18 protein-coding genes are annotated in these 22,995 nt (G+C 75.3%); 13 read left to right on the forward strand and 5 right to left on the reverse strand.

Annotated elements, in window-relative coordinates; genetic code table 11:
- The first annotated feature begins 818 nt into the window (after positions 1-818).
- The 5 genes from O4U47_RS22835 (at position 819) to O4U47_RS22855 (ending at position 8,526) form a co-directional block, all read left to right on the forward strand.
- Positions 819-2,546 carry an acyclic terpene utilization AtuA family protein gene (locus O4U47_RS22835; protein WP_270679991.1) on the forward strand — a complete coding sequence of 576 codons (1,728 nt, stop codon included), beginning with the start codon at positions 819-821 and terminating at the stop codon, positions 2,544-2,546.
- Complete coding sequence (locus O4U47_RS22840; RefSeq protein WP_270679992.1) at positions 2,543-4,138, forward strand: acyl-CoA carboxylase subunit beta; 1,596 nt, start codon at positions 2,543-2,545, stop codon at positions 4,136-4,138. Before O4U47_RS22835 ends, O4U47_RS22840 begins: the two co-directional genes overlap by 4 nt.
- A 49-nt stretch (positions 4,139-4,187) precedes the next feature.
- Positions 4,188-6,233 (forward strand): ATP-binding protein, encoded by a 2,046-nt coding sequence (locus tag O4U47_RS22845; protein ID WP_270679993.1) that lies wholly within the window; start codon positions 4,188-4,190, stop codon positions 6,231-6,233.
- Between the two features lie 383 nt (positions 6,234-6,616).
- Positions 6,617-7,771, forward strand: coding sequence for an acyl-CoA dehydrogenase family protein (locus tag O4U47_RS22850; protein ID WP_270679994.1), 1,155 nt, complete (start codon positions 6,617-6,619; stop codon positions 7,769-7,771).
- Positions 7,772-7,893: 122 nt separating this feature from the next.
- Positions 7,894-8,526, forward strand: coding sequence for a TetR/AcrR family transcriptional regulator (locus O4U47_RS22855; protein ID WP_270679995.1), 633 nt, complete (start codon positions 7,894-7,896; stop codon positions 8,524-8,526).
- A gap of 78 nt (positions 8,527-8,604) precedes the next feature.
- Here O4U47_RS22855 and O4U47_RS22860 read toward each other — a convergent pair whose 3' ends face one another.
- Positions 8,605-9,180, reverse strand: coding sequence for a hypothetical protein (locus O4U47_RS22860; protein ID WP_270679996.1), 576 nt, complete (start codon positions 9,178-9,180; stop codon positions 8,605-8,607).
- 204 nt (positions 9,181-9,384) lie between these two features.
- Here O4U47_RS22860 and O4U47_RS22865 point away from each other — a divergent pair, with 204 nt between their 5' ends.
- Both O4U47_RS22865 and O4U47_RS22870 read left to right on the forward strand, forming a co-directional pair.
- Positions 9,385-11,760 (forward strand): phosphoketolase family protein, encoded by a 2,376-nt coding sequence (locus O4U47_RS22865; protein ID WP_270679997.1) that lies wholly within the window; start codon positions 9,385-9,387, stop codon positions 11,758-11,760.
- Positions 11,761-11,809: 49 nt separating this feature from the next.
- Entirely contained in the window at positions 11,810-12,898 is a 1,089-nt protein-coding gene (locus tag O4U47_RS22870) for an acetate/propionate family kinase (RefSeq protein ID WP_270679998.1), read from the forward strand.
- A 96-nt stretch (positions 12,899-12,994) separates the two neighbouring features.
- Here O4U47_RS22870 and O4U47_RS22875 read toward each other — a convergent pair whose 3' ends face one another.
- The 3 genes from O4U47_RS22875 to O4U47_RS22885 are packed head-to-tail and all read right to left on the reverse strand — an operon-like array spanning position 12,995 to position 15,570.
- The gene (locus tag O4U47_RS22875; RefSeq protein ID WP_270679999.1) at positions 12,995-13,171 is read right to left on the reverse strand and encodes a hypothetical protein; all 177 of its coding nucleotides are present in this window, start codon (positions 13,169-13,171) and stop codon (positions 12,995-12,997) included.
- 42 nt (positions 13,172-13,213) lie between these two features.
- The gene (locus O4U47_RS22880) at positions 13,214-13,537 is read right to left on the reverse strand and encodes an AbrB/MazE/SpoVT family DNA-binding domain-containing protein (RefSeq protein ID WP_270680000.1); all 324 of its coding nucleotides are present in this window, start codon (positions 13,535-13,537) and stop codon (positions 13,214-13,216) included.
- Positions 13,538-13,584: 47 nt separating this feature from the next.
- Entirely contained in the window at positions 13,585-15,570 is a 1,986-nt protein-coding gene (locus tag O4U47_RS22885) for an acyl-CoA dehydrogenase family protein (protein ID WP_270680001.1), read from the reverse strand.
- 155 nt (positions 15,571-15,725) lie between these two features.
- Between O4U47_RS22885 and O4U47_RS22890 the strand changes: the two genes are divergently transcribed.
- The 5 genes from O4U47_RS22890 to egtD all read left to right on the forward strand — a co-directional run bounded on the left by O4U47_RS22890 (position 15,726) and on the right by egtD (position 20,929).
- Positions 15,726-16,199 carry a GNAT family N-acetyltransferase gene (locus O4U47_RS22890; protein WP_270680002.1) on the forward strand — a complete coding sequence of 158 codons (474 nt, stop codon included), beginning with the start codon at positions 15,726-15,728 and terminating at the stop codon, positions 16,197-16,199.
- A 353-nt stretch (positions 16,200-16,552) separates the two neighbouring features.
- Positions 16,553-17,794 (forward strand): ergothioneine biosynthesis glutamate--cysteine ligase EgtA, encoded by a 1,242-nt coding sequence (egtA, locus tag O4U47_RS22895; protein WP_270680003.1) that lies wholly within the window; start codon positions 16,553-16,555, stop codon positions 17,792-17,794.
- Positions 17,791-19,146 carry an ergothioneine biosynthesis protein EgtB gene (egtB, locus tag O4U47_RS22900; protein ID WP_270680004.1) on the forward strand — a complete coding sequence of 452 codons (1,356 nt, stop codon included), beginning with the start codon at positions 17,791-17,793 and terminating at the stop codon, positions 19,144-19,146. The genes egtA and egtB overlap by 4 nt, the downstream gene beginning before the upstream one ends.
- Positions 19,146-19,991 (forward strand): ergothioneine biosynthesis protein EgtC, encoded by an 846-nt coding sequence (egtC, locus tag O4U47_RS22905; RefSeq protein WP_270680005.1) that lies wholly within the window; start codon positions 19,146-19,148, stop codon positions 19,989-19,991. The genes egtB and egtC overlap by 1 nt, the downstream gene beginning before the upstream one ends.
- Positions 19,967-20,929, forward strand: coding sequence for an L-histidine N(alpha)-methyltransferase (egtD, locus tag O4U47_RS22910; RefSeq protein WP_270680006.1), 963 nt, complete (start codon positions 19,967-19,969; stop codon positions 20,927-20,929). The genes egtC and egtD overlap by 25 nt, the downstream gene beginning before the upstream one ends.
- Positions 20,930-21,275: 346 nt before the next feature.
- On the opposite strand, the gene O4U47_RS22915 is transcribed toward egtD, so the two are convergent.
- Positions 21,276-22,094: a VIT1/CCC1 transporter family protein gene (locus tag O4U47_RS22915; RefSeq protein WP_270680007.1), complete on the reverse strand. Its 819-nt coding sequence runs from the start codon at positions 22,092-22,094 to the stop codon at positions 21,276-21,278.
- Positions 22,095-22,203: 109 nt separating this feature from the next.
- On the opposite strand from O4U47_RS22915, the gene dapB reads away from it, so the two are divergent.
- Positions 22,204-22,956, forward strand: coding sequence for a 4-hydroxy-tetrahydrodipicolinate reductase (gene dapB, locus O4U47_RS22920; RefSeq protein WP_270680008.1), 753 nt, complete (start codon positions 22,204-22,206; stop codon positions 22,954-22,956).
- Positions 22,957-22,995: the final 39 nt, after the last annotated feature.

Below are 22,995 nucleotides of genomic sequence, written 5' to 3' on the forward strand. Positions count from 1 at the left end.
GGCAACGAGTGTGCGCTTTCGACCACTCCCACGCGCCCAGTGTGCACTCTTCTGCGCATTCGATGCCCGGCAGCTCGCCCCGTGTCCGGGACGCCCGGAATGCGGTGCCCGCTCACCCCGCCACGCGCGCGGGCGAGCACCCGCCCACCCCACGGCGCCGCCTCCCTGGGGCGTGAGGAACCCGCCGCCCGGCCGGGGCCCGTGAGTGGGGTACCGGCCGAGCCGCCGCCCACCCGGACCGCGAGCAGCCGGGCGCCCGGCAGGCAGGCCCGGGGAACCGGCCCGCTCACGTCGTCGCCGCCAACTACCCGGCACACCGGCCACCCGCCGCCCGGCCGGGGCCGGTGAGTGGGGTACCGGCCGAGCCGCCCGCCCGCCTGCACCGCGAGCAGCCGGGCGCCCGGCGAGCAGGGCCGGGGAACCGCCCTGCTTGTGCCGTCGCCGCCAACCACCCGGCACACCGGCCACCCGCCGCCCGGCAGGCAGCCCCGGGGAACCACCCCGCTCTCGCCGTCGCCGCCCATGACGGTGACCACGCACCCACCGTGCGGCCGACAGCACTACCGCAAGGGCCGCCGACCTTCGTCGTCGCCGCTTTCCGCCCCGCGCCCCGGAGTCCTTCCGCCTGGTCATGGCCCGGAGGGGGCGGTCCCGGCGGTTGGCTTGAAGGGCGGAGCGGGTGAAGGGCAAGGAGTGGAAGGGGCGGGAGAAGGGTGAAGGGCAAGGAGTGGAAGGGGAGGGAGGCGCGGAAGAGGGCCCACTCCAAAAACAATCACACGTGCTTGTTTTTCGGTTCCCGCCGTGGCACGCTCGTCGGCATGGGTGAGACCGGTGCCACACCGATCCGGATCGGGAACGCCTCCGGGTTCTACGGGGACCGCTTCTCCGCGGTCCGGGAGATGCTCGACGGCGGGCCGCTCGATGTCCTGACCGGGGACTACCTCGCCGAACTCACCATGCTCATCCTCGGGCGCGACCGGCTCAAGGACCCCTCGCTCGGGTACGCCCGGACCTTCCTGCGGCAGATGGAGGAGTGCCTGGGCACCGCCGTCGAGCGCGGGGTGGCCGTCGTCGCCAACGCCGGGGGCCTCAACCCCGCCGGGCTCGCCGACCGGCTGCGGGAGCTGGCCGACCGGCTCGGCCTGCGGGTGCGGATCGCCCACGTGGAGGGCGACGACCTGCTGCCCCGCGCCGCCGGGCTCGGGCTCGGCGCACCGCTCACCGCCAACGCCTACCTCGGCGCCTTCGGCATCGCCGAGTGCCTCCGCGCCGGCGCCGACGTCGTCGTCACCGGCCGGGTCACCGACGCCTCCCTGGCCGTCGGCCCCGCCGCCGCCCGCTTCGGGTGGGGGCCGGACGACCACGACGCCCTGGCCGGGGCCGTCGTCGCCGGGCACATCATCGAGTGCGGGGCCCAGGCCACCGGCGGCAACTACCCCTTCTTCGCCGAACTGGAGGCCCAGGGCCGCGACCTGACCCGCCCCGGCTTCCCCATCGCCGAGGTGCACCCCGACGGGTCCTCGGTGATCACCAAGCACCCCGGCAGCGGCGGGGCCGTCACCGTCGGGACCGTCACCGCCCAGCTCCTGTACGAGGTCGCCGGGGCCCACTACCCCAACCCCGACGCCACCGCCCGCCTGGACACCGTCCGCCTCACCGGGGACGGCCCCGACCGGGTGCGCGTGGACGGGGTCCGGGGCGAGGCGCCGCCGCCCGGCCTCAAGGTCGGCATGAACACCGTCGGCGGGTTCCGCAACGACGTCACCCTGGTGCTCACCGGCCTCGACGTCCCCGCCAAGGCCGCCCTCACCGAGCGGCAGCTCCGCGCGGCGCTGCGCGGGCGCGAACCCGAGCGGCTGGAGTTCCGTCTGGGCCCACCCGCCGACCCCGACGCCCCCGACCAGGACGGCGCCTCGGTGCCGCTGCGCATCACCGCCGCCGACCCCGACCGTTCCAAGGTCGGCCGCCCCTTCGCGAAGGCGGCCGTGGAGCTGGCGCTGTCCGGCGTCCCCGGGTTCCACGCCACCGCCCCGCCCGGCGACGCCCGCCCCGACCAGGTGGCCTTCACCGCCGCGACCGTCCCCGCCGCACAGGCCGCCCACACCGCCGTCCTCCCCGACGGGACCCGGACGCGGATACCGCCGCCCGAGGCGGCCGCCGAGCCCCTCCTCGTCTCCGAGCCCGACCCGCCGCCCCCGCTCACCCCGGGCCCGGTCCGGCGCGCCCCGCTCGGCCTCGTCGCCGGGGCCCGCAGCGGCGACAAGGGCGCCGACGCCAACGTGGGCGTGTGGGCCCGCACCGACGACGCCTGGCGCTGGCTCGCCCACGCCCTCACCACCGAGGAGTTCACCCGGCTGCTGCCCGAGACCGCCGCGCTCACCGTCACCCGCCACGCCTTCCCCCGCCTGCGGGCGCTGAACTTCACCGTCGAGGGCCTGCTCGGCGGGGGCGCGGGCAGCGGTGCCCGCTCCGACCCGCAGGCCAAGGCGCTCGGCGAATGGCTGCGCGGGCGCCACCTCGACATCCCGGAGGCCCTGCTGCCGTGACCGTCCTGCGCTCCCGCCTCGACCCCGCGTCGCCCGCCTGCACCGCCGCCCGCGAGGCCATGCTCGCCAAGCTGGCCGAGATCGACGCCGAGCACGCCAAGGCCCTGGCCGGCGGCGGCCCCAAGTACACCGAGCGGCACCGCTCCCGCGGCAAGCTCCTGGCCCGCGAGCGCATCGAGCTGCTGCTCGACCCCGACGCCCCGTTCCTGGAGCTGTCCCCGCTGGCCGCCTGGGGCAGCGACCACCCGGTGGGGGCGAGCGTGGTCACCGGCGTCGGCGTCGTCGAGGGCGTGGAGTGCGTGGTCGTCGCCAACGACCCCACCGTGCGCGGCGGCGCCAGCAACCCCTGGACGGGCCGCAAGACGATGCGGGCCGTGGAGATCGCCGAACAGAACCGGATGCCGCTGGTCAACCTGGTGGAGTCGGGCGGAGCGGACCTGTCGGGCCAGAGCGAGATCTTCATCCCCGGCGGCCGCCTCTTCCGCGACCTGACGCGGCTGTCGGCGGCCGGGGTCCCCACCATCGCCCTGGTCTTCGGCAATTCCACCGCCGGCGGCGCCTACGTGCCCGGGATGAGCGACCACGTGGTGATGGTGCGCGAGCGCTCCAAGGTCTTCCTCGGCGGCCCGCCCCTGGTGAAGATGGCCACCGGGGAGGAGAGCGACGACGAGTCCCTGGGCGGCGCCGAGATGCACGCCCGCGTGTCCGGCCTCGCCGACCACCTGGCCGACGACGAGCACGACGCGCTGCGCATCGGCCGCCGCATCGTCGCCCGCCTCAACCACCGCAAACGGGGCCCATCCCCGGCCCGGCCCGCCGACCCCCTGTACGACCCCGAGGAGCTCGCCGGGATCGTCCCCGACGACCTGCGCACCCCCTTCGACCCGCGCGAGGTGCTGGCGCGCATCCTCGACGGCTCGGAGTTCGACGAGTTCAAGCCCGCCTACGGCGCCAGCCTCGTCACCGGCTGGGGCCGCCTGCACGGCCACCCCGTCGGCGTGCTCGCCAACGCCCAGGGGGTGCTCTTCAGCGAGGAGTCGCAGAAGGCCGCCCAGTTCATCCAGCTCGCCGATCGCGCCGACACCCCCCTGCTGTTCCTGCACAACACCACCGGCTACATGGTCGGCAAGGAGTACGAGCAGGGCGGGATCATCAAGCACGGCGCGATGATGATCAACGCGGTCTCCAACAGCACCGTCCCGCACCTGTCGGTGCTGATGGGCGCCTCCTACGGCGCCGGGCACTACGGCATGTGCGGCCGCGCCTACGACCCCCGCTTCCTGTTCTCCTGGCCCAGCGCCAAGTCGGCGGTGATGGGCCCCGAACAGCTGGCCGGCGTGCTCTCGATCGTCGCCCGCGCGTCCGCCCACGCCAAGGGGCGCCCCTACGCCGACGAGGACGACGCGGCCATGCGGGAAGCGGTCGAGCGGCAGATCGAGGCCGAGTCGCTGCCGCTGTTCCTGTCCGGGCGGGTCTACGACGACGGGGTGATCGACCCCCGGGACACCCGCACCGTCCTGGGCCTGTGCCTGTCGGCGGTGCACAACGCCCCGGTGCGCGGCGCCGACGGGTTCGGCGTCTTCCGGATGTGAGGCCCGGGTGTCCGGAGGATCGGAGGCGACGTTGGGGAGGAGCCCGCAGATGATCGGCACCGTGCTGGTCGCCAACCGCGGCGAGATCGCCCGCAGGGTCATGCGCACCTGCCGGGACATGGGCCTGGGGACGGTCGCGGTGTACGCGCCCGCCGACGCCGGGGCGTCCCACGTGCGCGAAGCCGACGCCGCGGTACCGCTGGACGGCGACGGTGCCCGCGCCTACCTGCGCCCCGAGGCCCTCGTGGAGGCCGCCGAACGCGCCGGGGCCGACGCGGTGCACCCCGGCTACGGGTTCCTGTCCGAGAGCGCGGCCTTCGCCGGCGCCGTCGTCAAGGCGGGGCTGACCTGGATCGGACCGCCCGCGGAGGCCATCGAGGCGATGGGCTCCAAGACCGCCGCCAAGGCGCTGGCGGCGCGCACGGGCGTGCCCGTCTCGGCCGCCCTGGAGCCCGGGCAGGTCACCGGGGCCGACCTGCCGGTGCTGGTGAAGGCGTCGGCGGGCGGCGGCGGCCGCGGCATGCGCGTCGTCCGCGCCCTGGACGAGCTGGAGGCCGCGGTGGAGGCGGCCCGCGCGGAGGCCGCCTCCGCCTTCGGCGACCCCGCCGTGTTCTGCGAGCCCTACGTCGAGCGCGGTCGGCACGTGGAGGTGCAGATCCTCGCCGACGCGCACGGCGGGGTGTGGGCCGTGGGCGACCGCGACTGCTCGGTGCAGCGGCGCCACCAGAAGGTGATCGAGGAGGCGCCCGCCCCCGGGATCGGCGAGGACCTGCGGGAGCGCCTGCACGAGGCGGCGCGGGCGATGGCCGGGGCGATCGGCTACACCGGCGCGGGGACGGCGGAATTCCTGGTCGGCGGGGACGGCGGCGCGGCGTTCCTGGAGATGAACACCCGGTTGCAGGTCGAGCACCCGGTCACCGAGTGCGTGACCGGGCTGGACCTGGTCGAGTGGCAGGTGCGCATCGCCGGAGGCGAGCCGCTGCCGGAGGGCGGCCCACCCGCCCCGCGCGGGCACGCCGTACAGGCGCGCCTGTACGCCGAGGACCCGGCGGCCGGCTGGCGGCCCCACAGCGGAACGGTGGCCCGGTTCGACGTTCCCGCGGCGCGTGCGCACTTCGCGGTTCCCGGCGGGTTCGGGGTGCGCGTGGACGCGGGCGTCGAGGCCGGGACGCGCGTCGGGGTGGAGTTCGACCCGATGCTCGCCAAGGTCATCGCCTGGGGGCGGGACCGCGGCGACGCGCTGCGGCGGCTGTCGGCGGCGCTGGCCGGGGCGCGGCTGCACGGGGTGCGCGGCAACCGGGACCTGTTGGTGCGGGTGCTGCGGCACCCGGTGTTCGCGGCCGGCGGCATGCACATCCGCTTCTTGGCGGACCAGGGCCTGGACGGCGGCGGGCGCGCGGAGGGGGCGCCCCGGGCCGACGGCACCGTCCCGGAGCTGGCCCGGCCGCTGGCCGACGATCGGGCGGTGCGGCTGTCGGCGCTGGCCGCCGCCCTGGCCGAGGCCGAACGGAACCGGGCCGGGGCGCCGGTGCTGGGCGGTCTCCCCGCCGGGTGGCGCAACCTGCCCTCGGCGCCGCACGTGCGCCGCTTTCGGGGGCCGTCGGGGGAGGAGGTCGAGGCGGCGTACACGTCCGGCCGGACCGGTCCGGTGCCGGTGGGGGACGCTGTGGGCCTCCGCGTCCGCCGGGCCGCGCCCGACCGGGTGGAGCTGTTGGTCGACGGGGTGCTCCGCGCCTTCGAGGTCGCCCGGTCGGAGGGCGGGGTGGACGTCGACTCGGCGCTGGGGCCGGTGGCCCTGGTGCCGGAGGACCGGTTCCCGGAGAAGGAGGCGGCGGTGCCGTCGGGAACCCTGCTGGCGCCGATGCCGGGAACGGTGGCGCGCGTCGCCGCCGCGGCGGGGGACCGCGTGGAGGAGGGCGACCCGCTGCTGTGGCTGGAGGCCATGAAGATGGAGCACGAGATCCGGGCGCCGGTGACCGGAACGGTGGCGGAAGTGGCCCGGGCGGGCACCCGGACCGACACCGACACGGTCCTGGCGGTCGTCGCCCCCGACCCGGATCCCGACCCCGCCTCCGATCCCGCCCCCGGCGGCTGACGGTGGACCGTACCGGCCCAGGACCCCTGCCCGGCCCCGGCGCGGCCGTCCGGGGCCGGAGCCTCCGCCCGAATTCCGGGCCGGTCGGCATGCCCCGTTCCGGATGCAACGCGGGCGGGGCCGTATTCGGGCCAAAAGCGACGGATCCCCTGGCCCCGCCGGTGAGCGGGCCGTTTCCCGTGCGCGGGGGCGCCCGCGCGGGAGACGATCCCGGGAACACCGAGCCCCGTCCGCGCCGCCGACGACACGGCCCCGCGAACGGCCGCCACGAACCCCCCGCTCCGCCCGGACCCGCCTCCCCGTGCGCGGTCCGCGCGGCACGCGGACCGTTCTCTCCTCCTCCCGCGCACCTCCCGACCCCGCGAACCACGGAAGGGCCCAGCATGCGATTCACCGAACCCGACGAGCGCCTCGCCCTCCGGGAGGCCGTCCGCTCCTTCGCCTCCTCCTACGGCGGCGACTACTACCGCGCCAAGGCCCGCGAAGGCGCCTACCTCACCGAGCTGTGGGCCCAAGCGGGCAAGCTCGGCTACCTCGGCGTCAACATCCCCGAGGAGTTCGGCGGGGGAGGCGGCGGCATCGGGGACCTGGCGGCCGTCCTCGAAGAGCTGTCCGCCGCCGGGTGCCCCACCCTCATGATGGTCGTCTCGCCCGCCATCTGCGGCACCGTGCTCTCCCGCTTCGGCACCCCCGGCCAGCGGAGCCGCTGGCTGCCCGGCATCGCCTCGGGCGCGACCATCATGGCCTTCGCCATCACCGAGCCCGACGCCGGGTCGAACGCGCACAACATCACCACCACCGCCCGGCCCGACGGCGACGGGTGGGTGCTCTCCGGCCGCAAGACCTTCATCTCCGGGGTGGACGTCGCCGACGCGGTCTTCGTCGTCGGCCGCATGGAGGACTCCGCGGGCAGGCTCGCCCCCGCGCTGTTCACGGTCCCCGTCGACGCCCCCGGCTTCGAGGCGCGGCGCATCGAGATGGACCTGGTCAGCCCCGACCACCAGTTCACCCTGTTCATGGACGGGGTCCGGCTCCCCGGCGACGCCCTGGTCGGCGACCCCGGCAGCGGGCTCCTGCAGCTGTTCGCCGGGCTCAACCCCGAGCGCATCATGGCCGCGTCGCTGGCCACCGGCTCGGCCCGGCACGCCCTGGACACCGCCGTCGGCTACGCGCGCCAGCGCGAGGTGTGGGGCCGCCCCATCGGCGCCCACCAGGGCCTGGCCCACCCCCTGGCGCAGGTGAAGGTGGAGGTGGAGATGGCCCGGCTGATGACGCAGAAGGCCGCCGCGCTCTACGACGCCGGGGACGACACCGGAGCGGGCGAGGCCGCCAACATGGCCAAGTACGCGGCGGGGGAGGCCTCGGCGCGGGCGGTCGACCAGGCCGTGCAGACCCTCGGCGGCAACGGCCTGGCCAGCGAGTACGGCATCGGCGCCGCCGTGGCCGCCTCCCGCCTGGGCCGGATCGCCCCCGTCAGCCGGGAGATGGTGCTCAACTACGTCGCCCAGCACTCGCTCGGCCTGCCCAAGTCCTACTGAGGCGACCGGAGGACCACCGCGCCGGACGGCCGCGCCGCCGGGCCCGGCCGGGGTAGGTTGGCGGCGGCGCGGGTGCGGGGCGGCCGTGCCGGGGACGCCGGGAGGACGGGGAGACGGACCGGATGGGGACGGCACAGCACCAGGAGCGGGCCGGTGAGCGCGAGCCGCGCCAGGAGAGGAGCCGGGCGACCCGGCGGCGCCTGCTGGAGGCCGCCGTGGCCTGCCTGGCCGACAAGGGGGTCGCCGGGAGCACCGTGGGCGCCGTCGCCGAGCGCGCCGGGGTGTCCCGCGGAGCCGCCCAGCACCACTTCCGCACCCGCGAGGACCTGTTCACCGCGGCGCTGCGGCACATGAGCGACACCCGCATGGACGAGCTCCGCGCCCGCGCCGAACGGCTGCCCAGCGGCCCGGGGCGCACCGAGGCCGTGGTGGAGATGCTGGTCGACGCCTACTGCGGGCCGGTGTTCTCCGCTGCGGTGCAGCTGTGGGCGTCGGCCGCCAGCGACCCGGCGCTGCGCGCGTCGGTCATCCCGCTGGAGGAGCACGTGGGCCGCGAGGCGCACCGGGCGGCGGTCGAGGTCCTGGGCGCCGACGAATCCGCGCCGGGGGTGCGCGAGACCGTGCAGGCGACCCTGGACATGGGGCGCGGCCTCGGCCTGGCGGCCCTGCTCACCGACGACACCGAGCGCCGCCGCCGCATCGTGCGCCAGTGGGCGCGCATCCTCGACCGCGAACTGGACCCCCCTCGCCGCTGACCTCGGGGAAAACGACCCGACAAGCGCGGTTTCAGCGTCGTTTCTCCCGAGATCGACACCAGAGGGCGACGCGACCGGTCAGTTCCCGGGGATCATCGGCGGCATCGGTGCGGGCGGCGGGACCAGCAGGAACGCGCCCACCGCGGCCACCAGCGCCAGCACCGCGACGATCAGCACGCCCCCGCCCAGCCAGCGCGCCCAGGAGCGGGTGTCCGGCCCGGCCACGGAGAGGGAACCGGCCGCGAGGATGACCGCCAGCAGCGCGGGCACCCCGTCGCCCAGCGCGAGCGCCTTGAGCATGCCCTCCTGCGAGGTGGCCGTCACGCTCGCCACGATCTCCACCGCCCGCGTCCCGGCGAACGACGCCGCCAGGGCGAGCACGGAGCCGATGGCGAACGCCTCGGAGGTGAGCACGCTCGCGAAGCGCTTGGGCCCGGCCCGCCCCTGCTCGTCGCCGCCCTCCCCGGCCTCCGCCTGAGGGTCCTCCCCGGCCGCGGCGGCGTCCTCTAGGCCCTCGCCGCTGCCGGGCTCCTGCGCGTGCCGCCCGCTGTCATCTGCGACGGCCGCGGGCGCGAAGTCCGGCCCCGTGCGCCCGCCGTCCGTCCGGTCGTCGTCGCGGGGGGCGCCGGCCCCTCCGTCTTCGGGAGTACTCATTGCGCGCCAACCTACCCGTGCGCGCACCCCGCCCACGCCGCCGCCGCGCCGTGGGCCCCGGCCGCGGCCCCCGGGGCGGCCGGGTCATGGGCGAAACGAGGTCCTCGGATGGGGTTCCGGTGACCCTCGGCCCTCCATAGTCGGAGTGACGGCCGGGTAGGGGCCAGCCGTCCGACGCTTGCGCGCGATCGACGAGGGGAAGCGATGACCAGCACCGAACCGCGGGTACGGGACTCCCTCACCCAGGACGAGGTCCGTCAGGTCGACATGTACTGGCGGGCCGCCAACTACCTGTCCGTGGGACAGATCTACCTCCTCGACAACCCCCTGCTGCGGGAGCCCCTGCGCCCCGAGCACATCAAGCCCCGGCTGCTGGGCCACTGGGGGACCACCCCCGGCCTCAACTTCGTCTACGCCCACCTGCAGCGGCAGGTGAAGAAGCGCGGCACGGACGCGATCTGGCTGATGGGCCCCGGCCACGGCGGCCCCAGCGGCGTGGCCACCGCCTGGCTCGACGGCACCTACACCGAGGTCTACCCCGAGGTCACCCAGGACGCGGAGGGCATGCGGAAGCTGTTCCGCCAGTTCTCCTTCCCCGGCGGCGTGCCCTCGCACTACGCGCCCGAGACGCCCGGCTCCATCCACGAGGGCGGCGAGCTGGGCTACGTCCTCTCGCACGCCTACGGGGCGGTCTTCGACAACCCCGGCCTGGTGGCCGCCGCCGTTGTCGGCGACGGCGAGGCCGAGACGGGCCCACTGGCCAACAGCTGGCTGTCGAACAAGTTCGTCAACCCCGACACCGACGGCGCGGTGCTGCCGATCCTGCACCTGAACGGCTACAAGATCGCCGGGCCGACCGTGCTGGCCCGCATGCCCGAGAGCGAGCTGGCCGCGCTGCTGGAGGGGTACGGCCACCGCCCCTTCTTCATCGCCGGGGACGACCCGGGGTCCATGCACCGCGAGATGGCCGGGATCCTCGACACCGCGCTGGACGAGATCGCCGCCCTGCAGGACCGGGTGCGCTCGGGCGGCGACCGCACCGACGTGAAGTGGCCGGTGATCGTGCTGCGCACGCCCAAGGGGTGGACCGGCCCGGACGAGGTCGACGGCCTGCCGGTCGAGGGCACCTGGCGCGCCCACCAGGTGCCGCTGGCGCAGATGCGGGAGAACCCCGAGCACCTCAGGATGCTGGAGGAGTGGATGCGCTCCTACCGGCCCGAGGAGCTGTTCGACTCCGACGGCGCGCCGGTCGACGAGGCCGTGCGCATCGTCCCGCCGGGGCCGCTGCGCATCAGCGCCAACCCGCACGCCAACGGCGGCCTGCTGCTCAAGGACCTCACCCTGCCCGACTTCCGCGACTACGCGGTCGAGGTGCCCGCACCGGGCACCGTCAAGCACGAGGCGACCCGGGCGCTGGGCGCGCTGCTGCGCGACGTGGTGCGGCTCAACCCCGACGACTTCCGCATCTTCGGCCCCGACGAGACCGCCTCCAACCGCCTGAACGCGGTCTTCGACGCCACCGACCGGGCCTGGGACGAGCGGCTGCTGCCCACCGACGAGCACATGGCCCCCGACGGGCGGGTCATGGAGGTCCTCAGCGAGCACCTGTGCCAGGGGTGGCTGGAGGGCTACCTGCTCACCGGCCGGCACGGGCTGTTCAACAGCTACGAGGCCTTCATCCACATCGTCGACTCGATGTTCAACCAGCACGCCAAGTGGCTCAAGACCACCCGCACCATCCCCTGGCGGCGCCCGATCGCCTCGCTCAACTACCTGCTCAGCTCGCACGTGTGGCGCCAGGACCACAACGGGTTCAGCCACCAGGACCCCGGATTCATCGACCACGTCGTCAACAAGAAGCCCGAGATCATCCGGGTGTACCTGCCGCCGGACGCCAACACCCTGCTCGCCACCGCCGACCACTGCCTGCGCATGCGCGACACGGTCAACGTGGTGATCGCGGGCAAACAGCCCGCGCTGAGCTACCTGGACATGGACCAGGCGCTGGCGCACTGCATCCGCGGACTGGGCATCTGGGGGTGGGCCAGCAGCGACGACGGCGCCGAACCGGACGTGGTGCTGGCCTGCGCCGGGGACGTGCCCACCATGGAGACGCTGGCCGCCGCCGACCTGCTCCGCACCCACCTGCCGGAGCTGCGCGTGCGGCTGGTCAACGTGGTCGACCTGATGCGGCTGCAGCCCGCCGAGGAGCACCCGCACGGCATCACCGACCGCGAGTTCGACGCGCTGTTCACCCCGGACAAGCCGATCATCTTCGCCTTCCACGGCTACCCCTGGCTCATCCACCGCCTGACCTACCGCCGCCGGGGCCACGACAACCTGCACGTGCGCGGCTACATCGAGGAGGGCACGACCACCACGCCCTTCGACATGGTCATGCTCAACCACCTGGACCGCTTCCACCTGGTGATGGACGTCATCGACCACGTGCCGGGCCTGGCGGTGCGGGCGGCCCACCTCAAGCAGCAGATGGACGATGCGCGGCTGCGGTGCCGCGCCTACACTCGCGAGCACGGCGACGACGCGCCGGAGATCCGCGACTGGACGTGGCAGGCGTGACGGGCGCGGCGGCGCGGGCGGCGGCCGGAGGAGCGGAAGGGCGGTCCGTATGCAGGTCCTGATCGTCAACACCGGGTCGAGCAGCGTGAAGCTGTCGGTCCTGGGCGGGGGCGGAGAGCAGCTCGGCAACAGCACCCTGGAGCTGCGCGACGGCACGGTGACGGCCGAGCAGATGCAGGGGGCGCTGGAGGAGCTGCCCCGCGTGGACGCGGTCGGCCACCGGGTCGTGCACGGCGGCGAGGACTTCCGCGCGCCCGTGGTGCTGGACGAGCACGTGCTGGAGCGGATCCGCGAGGTGGCGGTGCTGGCGCCGCTGCACGTGCCCAAGGCGCTGGCGGGGATCGAGGCGGCCCGCAAGGTGCTGCCCGACACCCCGCAGGTGGCCTGCTTCGACACCGCCTTCCACGCGACGCTGCCGCCGGAGGCCTCCACCTACGCCATCCCCAAGGGGTGGCGGGAGCGGCACGGGCTGCGGCGGTACGGCTTCCACGGGCTGTCGCACTCCTACGCCTCGCGGCGCGCGGCCGAGATGGCCGGGGGGCCGGTCGGCCGCCTCGTCGTGGCCCACCTGGGGGCCGGGGCGTCGCTGTCGGCGGTGCGCGACGGGCGCTGCCTGGACACCACCATGGGCTTCACCCCCACCGAGGGGCTGGTCATGGCCACCCGCAGCGGGGACGTCGACCCGGGGCTGGTGCTGTGGCTGCTGCAGTACGGCGGCATGGCCCCCGACGAGGTGGCCGGGGGACTGGACCGCGGCGGCGGCCTGTACGGGCTGACCGGCGACTCCGACATGCGCGAGGTGATGGAGCGCGTCCGCGGCGACGACCCGGCGGCCCGCCTGGGGCTGGGGGTCTACCTGCACCGCCTGCGGGCGAAGATCGCGGCGATGGCCGCGTCCCTCAACGGCCTGGACACGCTGGTGTTCACCGGGGGAGTGGGCGAACACCAGCCCCCGGTCCGCGCCGGTGCGGCCGAGGGCCTGGCCTTCCTGGGCGTGGCCGTCGACACCGCCGCGAACGAGGCGGCGCACACCGACACCGACATCACCGCGCCGGGGGCGAAGGTGCGCACCCTGGTCCTCACCGCCCGCGAGGACCTGGAGATCGACGGCGAGGTCCGCAGAACACTGGAGGGGTGAGGCGCCTGCTTCTCAGGGAGGGCCGGGGCCGAAGATCTTGTGGGTCCCGACCCTCCTCCAGATCACGTGCGGCTTGCCGGGAAAGCGTTCCTCGCCCTACTCCCACGTCGCCCTGGCATCAGGCGCCCATGTCATCTCGAAGACGCCGGGCACGCCCTGGACGCGCTTGACGCGCAGTCCAGGACGGAACTCTCCCTTGTCGATGTCCGGTGCGAACTCGGTGAGGCCCACCCGGCGGAACCGGGCGCGCTGCTCTTCACCGAGCCGTTTCACGTCAGCGCGGAACCTGGTGGTGATGGCGAACGCGGCCAGGATTCAGCGCTCCTCGTCCAGGGAGTCGAACATCGACTCCGCGCTGTCGAACTCTTCGAGGCCGCCCTCAGCGATCTGTGCGGTGGCCTCTCGTTCGCCTTCCTGCCAGGAGCTCTCCCAGAACCAGGCCTGATCCGCAGGGACCACGGTCATCCCGCGCAGGACGACCTCACCGTCCGCGTTGATGGCGAACTCCAGGTCGTCTCCTTCACGGATGTGCAGCGCTTCGGCCGCATCGCGTGGCAGGGCCACGTGGTCCTTGCGGCGCATCACCGCTCTGACCCGCGTGTGGGTTCGGCAATCCGACCTGTCGTGCTTGGTACTCATGGTGTCCACTTTCCTCGGCACCATTCTGTACGTGACTGTCGGAAAGTTCAGCTCTCCGACAGTGCGCCCATCTGCGTCTCCTGGCGCTCCTCTTCCGCTCCGAGGGCGATGGGGGCGGCCAGCCACTCGTCGGGGAGGCCGAACGCGTCGACCAGCGTGCGCGCGTGCGGGCGCAGCTCCTCGCACAGCGCGTCCACCGCCTGCAGCACGGCCTTGGCCCGCGTGCCCGACAGGCGCTCGTGCTCCAGGAACCAGGCGCGGTCCTCCTCCACCAGCGACAGCACGTACAGGTCGCACACCTTCTCCAGCAGGCGCCGCGCCTCCGCGTCCCCGCAGCGGTCGATGCCCGCCACGAACGCCTCCAGCACCACCCGGTCCACGTGCACGCGTGCGGCCCGCAGCACGTGGTCCTGGGCGTCGTTGAACGCCGCGAAGGCCCCGCCCGCCTTGCCCGCCCGGCGCAGCCGCCGCGCCAGCCCGGCCACCGTGTGCTCCTCGCGGTCCTCCAGCAGCCGCAGCTGCCAGCCGCGGTCGCGCAGCTCCTCGGCGTCGCCGCGCCCCGGCGCCGCGGCGACCAGGCGCTCGATCAGCGACCGGGCGGCGGTGCGCTCGATCACCCCCTCCAGCACCTGCCCTGCGGCGAACCGCACCGTCCCCGCGGTGTCCAGGTCGCCGAAGGCGTCCCGGTAGTCGGTGAGCAGCGCCTTGGCGAGCAGCTGCAGCAGCACCGTGTTGTCGCCCTCGAACGTGGTGAACACGTCCACGTCCGCGCGCAGCTGCGGCAGGCGGTTGGCGGCCAGGTACCCCGCCCCGCCGCACGCCTCCCGGCAGGTCTGGGCGGTGTGCAGGGCGTGCCAGGTCGCCACCGCCTTCAACCCGGCCGCGCGCGACTCCAGCTCGCGCCGGGCGTGCTCGTCCAGCGGGCGCTCCCCGGTGCGGTCGTCGTGCAGCGCCGCGACCAGCTCCCCCTGGGCGAAGTGCAGCGCGTAGGTGCGGGCCAGGGCGGGCAGCAGACGGCGCTGGTGGGAACGGTAGTCCAGCAGCCGCACCTCCTCCCCGCCCCCGCCGGGGCGGGTGAACTGGCGCCGCGCGTCCCCGTAGCGGACGGCGACCGCCAGTGCGGCCTTCGCCGCGGTGCCCGCGCCTCCCGCGACGCTCACCCGTCCGCGCACCAGCGTCCCGAGCATGGTGAAGAACCGGCGGGAGGGGTCGTCGATCGGGCTGGAGTAGGTGCCGTCCTCGGCGACCGACCCGTACCGGCCCAGCAGCGCCGAGCGCGGCACCCGCACCCGGTCGAAGGTCAGGCGGCCGTTGTCGACGCCGTTGAGCCCGGCCTTGGGGCCGCAGTCGCCGATCGCCACACCGGGCAGCGGGCGCCCCTCCTCGTCCCGGATCGGCACCAGCAGGGCGTGCACCCCGTGGTCCTCGCCGCGTGTGCGCAGCCGGGCGAAGACCACCGCCGCGCGCCCGTCCCGGGCGGCGTTGCCGATGTAGTCCTTGCGGGCCGCCTCGTCCGGCGTGTGCACGGTGAAGGTGCCCGACCCGGGGTCGTAGTCGGCGGTGGTGCGGAGCCGCTGCACGTCGGAGCCGTGCCCGGTCTCGGTCATGGCGAAGCAGCCGGGCAGGTCCAGTGCGATCACCCCGGGCAGGTGCTCGGCGCGCTGGGCGTCGGTGCCCAGCGCCTCGATCGCGCCGCCGAACAGGCCCCACTGCACCCCGACCTTCACCATCAGGGACATGTCGGCGACGAGCATCTCGAACGCCACGCAGGAGGCCCCGAAGTCGCCCGCGCCGCCGACCTCGGCGGGGAACCCGTAGCCGGGCACCTCGGTGCGGGCGATCGCGGCGAGCTGGTCGGCGACGCGCGCCCGGTGCTCCTCCATGGACAGCCCGGCGGCGGGGGCGAAGAGCTCCCCCCGCACCCGCTCGCGCACGGTGTCCCTGACCCCGGCCCACCGGCCGTCGAGGAGGGCGCGCAGCGCCTCCGCGGTCCGGTCGCCGGTCCGCTCCCGCGGTGCCTCGGTGTCGGTCATCGTCTCCCGCCCTCTGTGCCCCTCCGCGCTTTCGGGCCGTCCTACCACGGGCGGTCCGGGGCGCCGGCGCCCGACACGCCTGTATCGCGGTGAGATCGGGCGATGGTGGGAAGACCGTAAAGGACACATGGAGAGCGGAACGCGCGGAGCGGCGGATGATGACGGCCGAAACCCGTCCCGGTGTCCGGGACGCCCTGCCCACCGACCTCGCCGCCATGGTCGCCCTCGGGGAGCGTGTGGGCCCCGCCGGGCGCGGCCCCGGCGGTGAACCCGCGGAGTCGCGCCGCGCCCGGTTGGCGGCGCTGGTCTCCGACCTCGGCGCGGTGGTGCTGGTGGCCACGGACGAGGAGGTCGTCCAGGGGTACCTGGCGGCGGCGGTCGGCGACCCCGCGCCGCCGCACGGCGGCGTGGGCCCGGTCGGGTACGTGGACGACCTCGCCGTGGGGGAGGGGTACGACTGGTGGCGCGTGGGCGGCGCCCTCCTCGCGCACGCCCGCTCCCGCCTGAAGGAGGCCGGGGCCGTGCGGATGATCGTCACGACGGGCGGAGGCGACCCGGTCAAGCAGGCCTTCCTGTGGCGGTCCGGGTTCACGCTGATCACCGAGTCCTACGAGGAGTCCCTGCCGTGACCCGTTGACCCTCCGGCGACGGTCCGACGGGAGTGCCGCCACGACCGCTGGAGCGGCAGCGCTTCCGTCGGGATCACCGCGAGCGCGCCCGGCCCGCGGGAACAGTGTCGTGGCCCTGACCATGGCCGGGCGGCCGGGCCGCCCGGCCCCGGAGAGTGGCGGGGGCCCAGACGGCCCGGGACCCGCGGCCCCGTGCGCGCCCCCGAACACCCGCGCCCCCTCCCGCGCTCCCTCCCGAGGCGGTCAAGGGGGCCCCAATTCACCCCCTGTTCTCCTTTTTCGAAGATCGAAAAGGTTCGAACGGGTGTATCCCCGGGGATGTGAGGTCGGTGCGTGCTCGATTGGAGTGAGCGATGACCCGACTCACCGAGAACGACGTCCACGACTACATCCGCGGCATCTGCTTCAAGAACGGCCCTCCGGGCCTGGTCGGTGTCGAAGTCGAATGGCTGGTCACCGACCCCGCCGCCCCCGACCGCCCCGTACCCGTCGACCGTGTGGCCGCGCTGCTGGACGAGGCCGGGCCGCCCCCGGCCGGAAGCGCCGTCACCTTCGAACCCGGAGGGCAGCTGGAGCTCAGCTCGCCGCCCCTCCCCGGCCCCGCCGCCGCGCACCGCGCCGCCGCCGCCGACCTCGCCCACGTGGCCAAGCCCCTGAACGACGCGGGGCTGGACCTGCGCGGCGTCGGCCTCGACCCCCGGCGGCCGCCCCTCCGCCAGCTCACCCTCCCCCGCTACACCGCCATGGAGCGGTTCTTCGACCGCGCCGGGCCCAGCGGCCGCACCATGATGTGCAGCACCGCCTCCCTGCAGGTGTGCCTGGACATCGGCGCGGACGCCGCCGACGCCGCCCGGCGCTGGCGCCTGGTCCACCGTCTGGGCCCGGTGCTCACGGCCGCCTTCGCCAACTCGCCCCTGTGGCGCGGGCGCCCCACCGGCTGGCGCTCGGCCCGGTGGGCGGTCTGGGCCGGGATCGACCAGGGCCGCACCCGCCCCGTCGGCGGGGACGACCCGGCCACCGCCTGGACCGAGTACGCCCTGCAGGCCCGCCTGATGACGATCCGCACCGACGACGGGCGCTGGCACGGCGGCTCCGGCATGCACTTCTCCGAGTGGATGCGCCGGTGCCGCCCCCGACCGCCCGACCACGACGACCTCGCCTACCACCTGAGCACCCTGTTCCCTCCGGTGCGCCCGCGCGGGTGGCTGGAGCTGCGGATGATCGACGCCCTGCCCGCGCCCTGGTGGCCGGTCCCGGCGGCGGTCGCCGCCGCCCTGGCGGACGACGGCCGCGCCGCCGACGCCGCCGAGGAGGCCCTGGACGAGCTGCACGGCCACGGCACCGAACCCGACCGCCTGACCTGGCTGGCGGCCGCCCGGGACGCCGTGGCCGACCCCGCCCTGGGCCGGGCCGCGCGGCGCTGCCTGGAGGCCGCGTCCGAGGCCCTGCCCCGGATGGGGGCGGCCCGGCTCGCCGAGACCGTGGACGCCTACCGCGACCTCTACACCGAACGGGGCCGCTGCCCCGCCGACGACGCGACCGACGGATCCGATGCGGCCGACGCGCCGGACGCCACCCCCGGAGGGGACCGATGAGGACCGAGGCGGACCACGACCGCGACCACGACCGCGTGCGCGAGCGCATCGCCGCCGAGCTGGAGGCGGTGCGCAGGCGCAGCGAGGGACTGACCGTGCACGCCCTGGACGAGGGCGAGCTGGTGGCCCAGCACTCCCCGCTGATGTCGCCGCTGGTGTGGGACTACGCCCACGTCGGCAACTACGAGGAGCAGTGGCTGGTGCGCGCCGCGGCGGGCGGGCGGGCCCTGCGCCGCGACATCGACGTGCTCTACGACGCCTTCGAGAACGCCCGCGCCGACCGGGTCGAACTGCCGCTGCTCCGCCCCGAGGAGGCACGCGACTACAACGCCCGCGTCCGGCGGCGGGTGCTCGACTCCCTGGAGCGGGTGCCCATGGGCGAGGGGTCGGGCCTGGGCGCGGGCGGCTTCGTCTACAACATGGTGATCCAGCACGAGCACCAGCACGACGAGACCATGCTCGCCACCCACCAGTTGCGCACGGGCGACCCGGTGCTCCCCGACGGGGCGCCCGACGGGCCGGACCCGGTGCCGCCGGGCCCCGCGGAGGTGCTGGTGCCCGCCGGGCCGTTCACCATGGGCACCACCGCCGACCCGTGGGCCTACGACAACGAGCGCCCCTCGCACACCGTGCACCTCCCCGCCTACCGGATCGCCGCGCGGCCGGTGTCCAACGCCGCCCACATGGCGTTCATCGACGCGGGCGGCTACGACGACCCCCGCTGGTGGACCGAGGAGGGCTGGCGCTGGCGCAGCGAGGGCGGCAAGACCGCCCCCGCGTTCTGGTTCCGCGACGGGGACACCTGGATGCGCCGCCGCTTCGGCCGTGTCGAACCCGTCCCGCCGGGGGAGGCGGTCCAGCACGTCAGCTTCCACGAGGCGCAGGCGCACGCGCGCTGGGCGGGCATGCGGCTGCCCACCGAGGCCGAATGGGAGAAGGCCGCGCGCTGGGACCCGTCCACCGGCCGCTCCCGCCGCTACCCGTGGGGGGACGAGGAGCCCACCGGGCGCCACGCCAACCTGGGGCAGCGGCGGCTGGGGCCCTCGGCCGCCGGGGCCTTCCCCGACGGGGCGTCCCCGCTCGGGGTGCGCCAGCTCATCGGCGACGTGTGGGAGTGGACCTCCACCGTCTTCCACGGCTATCCCGGCTTCACCGCCTTCCCCTACCGGGAGTACTCCGAGGTGTTCTTCGACGACGGCTACCGGGTGCTGCGCGGCGGCTCCTGGGCGACCGACCCCACCGCCACCCGGGGCACGTTCCGCAATTGGGACCACCCCATCCGGCGGCAGATCTTCAGCGGCTTCCGGCTGGCCCGCGACGCCGCCCCGGACGAGGGCGGGGTGGGCGCCTGATGTGCCGCCACCTCGCCTACCTGGGGCCGCCCGCGAGCCTGCACCGACTGCTGTTCGGGGACGCGGACGGCGGCGGGAACCCGCTGTACCGCCAGTCCTACGCCCCGCGCGAGCAGCGGCACGGCACCGTCAACGCCGACGGGTTCGGCGCCGGGTGGTACCCGCCCGGAGGCGGCGGGCCGCTGCGGTACCGCCGCGCGATGCCCATTTGGGCGGACACCTCCTTCGAGGACGCCGCCCGTGCGATCACCACCGGCTGCCTGGTGGCGGCCGTGCGCGACGCGACCCCGGGATTCGGCACCGACGAGTCGTGCGCCCAGCCGTTCCGCGCCGACGGCATGCTGTTCAGCCACAACGGTGCGGCCGACGACGACGAGGCGCTCGCCGCCGCCCTGGGCGCACCGGCCCCGGCCGGGGTCCTGGACGCCCGCACCCCCGTCGATTCGGCGCCGCTGTTCGCCCACGCGGTCCGGCTGCGGCGGCGCGGCGCCGGGCTGGGCGAGGCGCTCGCCGCCACGGTGGCGGCGGCGCTGGAGCACTCGACCGGGCGGTACAACCTTCTGGCCTCCGACGGGCACGCCATCGCGGCGACCGCGTTCGGCGACACGCTGTACGTGCGCGCGCTGGACGGCGGCGGCGGGAGGCGCGGCGACGGGAGTCGGGGCGGCGGCGCGATCATCGCCTCCGAGCCGCTGGACGACGCGGCGGAATGGCGCAGGGTTCCGGAGTGTTCCCTGGTCATCGCCGATTCCGAAGGGATACGGACGACCGCCGTCGCCGCACCGGCGGCCCGCGGACGACGCGAGGAGGGGGACGCGCAATGGTCCGCACCGACCGCCACCTGACCGAGGACGACCTGTCCAAGTCGCTCCGGCGCGACGTCGCCGAAGGGCTGGCGGCCGCGCCCAAGACCCTGCCGCCCAAGTGGTTCTACGACGAGCGCGGCAGCGGGCTGTTCGAGGAGATCACCCGGCTGCCCGAGTACTACCCCACCCGGGCCGAGCGGGCCATCCTGCGCGCGTGCTCCGCCGGGATCGCCCGCGCGTCCGGCGCCGACACCCTGGTCGAGCTGGGGGCGGGGTCGGGGGAGAAGACCCGGCTGCTGCTGGAGGCCCTGTACGAACGGGGCGGCCCGGCCGGGTACGTCCCCGTCGACGTCAGCGGCGACTTCCTGGAGGAGGCGGCCGCGCGCATCGCCGCCGACCACCCCGGCCTGCGGGTGCACGCGGTCGTGGCCGACTTCGAACGGCACCTGCCGCTGCTGCCCACCGGGGGCAGGCGCATGGTGGCCATGCTCGGGTCGACCATCGGCAACCAGACCCCGGAGCAGCGCGCGGCGTTCCTGGGCGACCTGCGCGGAACGATGGAGGAGGGCGAGACCCTGCTGCTCGGCGCGGACCTGGTCAAGGACCCGGCCCGGCTCGTCGCGGCCTACGACGACGCGCAGGGCGTGACGGCCGAGTTCAACCGCAATGTGCTGCGGGTGATCGACCGCGAACTGGGGGCCGACTTCGACCCCGCGCTGTTCGAGCACGTCGCGGTGTGGGACCCGGACCGCGAATGGATCGAGATGCGCCTGCGCGCCCGCACCGCCCACCGGGTCCGCGTGGAGGCGCTGGACATGGAGGCCGACTTCGCGGAGGGGGAGGAGATGCGCACCGAGATCTCCTCCAAGTTCCGCAAGGAGGGCATCGCGTCGGAGCTGGCGCAGGCCGGCTTCACCCTGGAGCACTGGTGGACCGACCCCGAGGGGGACTTCTCCCTCCTGCTGGCCCGGGCCTGACCGGCGACGGCGCCAGGGCTCGAGGCCCCGGTCCGGCCCCGCCGGAGCCGGACCGGGACCGCGGGCCCTACGGCGAGGGGCCGGAGCGGTCGGCCGCTCCGAACCACCGGGCGGCGTCCGGGGGGCGGGCGGTCCCTGGTCGCGTCCACCGTCCGGCCCCGCACACCGGGCATGGACGAGGGGCGGCCGACGGGTGCGGCTGAGCCGCCCTCGTCGTAGAAGGGCGGAGTTCCACCGCATGTGCGCGGCCCCGGGACGCGCGCGAAGCGCCAGTCGCCCGAGTGCCTCGGCGTTCGGCTCCCCCGGGGCGGTGGTTCGACCGGGGCGCCGGATCGCGGGCGCGGGGTCACATCCCCGTCGCTCCGCCCACCGCCGTGCCGATGCCGAAGGTCACCGCCATCGCCAGCAGCCCGCCGACCACGCTGCGCAGGGCCGCGCGGCGCGGACCGGCGCCGCCCAGGCGGGCGCTGACCGCGCCGGTCACCGCCACCGCCCCGGCCACCGCGGCGATCGTCACCGGCACCCGCCACCCGCCCGGGGACAGGGTGATCAGCAGCAGCGGCACCAGCGCCCCCACGACGAACGACAGGAAGCTCGCCAGCGCCGCCTGCCACGGGTCGGTCAGCTCGTCGGAGTCGAGCCTCAGCTCCACCTCGGCGTGCGCCCGCAGCGCGTCCCGGGCGGTGAGCTGCTCGGCCACCCGGCGCGCCAGGTCCGCGTCGAGCCCCCGGTCCCGGTACATCCCGGCCAGCTCCTCCAGCTCGGCCTCCGGGTCCTCCTCCAGTTCTCGGCGCTCGCGCGCGAGGGCGGCCCGCTCGGTGTCGCGCTGGGTGCTCACCGACACGTACTCGCCCGCCGCCATCGACAGCGCGCCGGAGAACATGCCCGCCACCCCGGCCACCAGGATCGCGGTGCCCGAGGCGGTCGCCCCGGCCACGCCCACCACCAGCCCGGCCGTGGACACGATCCCGTCGTTGGCGCCGAGAACGCCCGCGCGCAGCCAGTTCAGCCGCGACCCCAGGCTCTCGTGGTGCGGTTCGCGCGGTTCGCGCAGGCCGTCGGCCCCGCGGCCGGCCTCGGGCGCCCCTGCCCAGCTCCGGTCGTCCCGGCCCGGTGTCCTCGACGTCCCCCGGTCGGCCCCGCGCCCCGTCTTCCGCTCCGCCATCGGGCGCCTCCCTCCCCGGGGACCCGGCCCCGGAATCCCAGGGCGATCGTCTCAAGGCGGGGCTCGCGCCCGCGAGAGGCGCGCGGGCGGGCCCACCGGCTCCGGTACGGTGAAACCCGTGATCAAGGTAGGAGTGTTCGGCGCCCAGGGGCGCATGGGAACGGAAGTCGTCAAGGCCGTCGAGGCGGCCGAGGACACCGAGCTCGTCGCGGCGGTCGACGACCCCGGGGACCGGGAGAAGGCGCGGGGGGCCGACGTCGTCGTCGACTTCACCCACCCCGACGCGGTGATGGACAACCTGCGGTGGCTGGCCGGGAACGGGATCCATGCCGTCGTGGGCACCAGCGGCTTCGACACCGAGCGGCTGGCCGAGGTGCGCGACCTGCTCGCCCGCCACCCCGGCGCCAACGCCCTCATCGCCCCGAACTTCGGCATCGCCGCGGTGCTGATGATGAACTTCGCCGCCAAGGCCGCGCCTTACTTCGAGTCGGCCGAGATCGTCGAGCTGCACCACCCGAACAAGGCCGACGCGCCCAGCGGCACCGCCGACCGCACCGCTCGGATGGTGGCCCGGGCGCGCGCCGACGCCGGGTGCGCGCCGATGCCCGACGCCACCACCTCCGAGCTGGAGGGGGCACGCGGCGCCGACGTGGACGGCGTTCGGGTGCACGCGCTGCGGATCACCGGGCTCATCGCCCACCAGGAAGTGGTCTTCGGCACCCACGGCGAGACGCTGAAGATCCGCCACGACTCGATGACCCGCGCCTCGTTCATGCCGGGGGTGCTGCTGGGCGTGCGGCGCGTGGCGGGCCTGCCCGAACAGCTCACGGTGGGGCTGGAGCCGCTGCTCGGCCTCGACTGACCCGGCGGCCCCGCCGTTCCATAGCGTAATTCCGCGAAT

It is taken from the genome of Nocardiopsis suaedae, from assembly GCF_027706745.1.
GTDB classification, from domain to species: domain Bacteria; phylum Actinomycetota; class Actinomycetes; order Streptosporangiales; family Streptosporangiaceae; genus Nocardiopsis_A; species Nocardiopsis_A suaedae.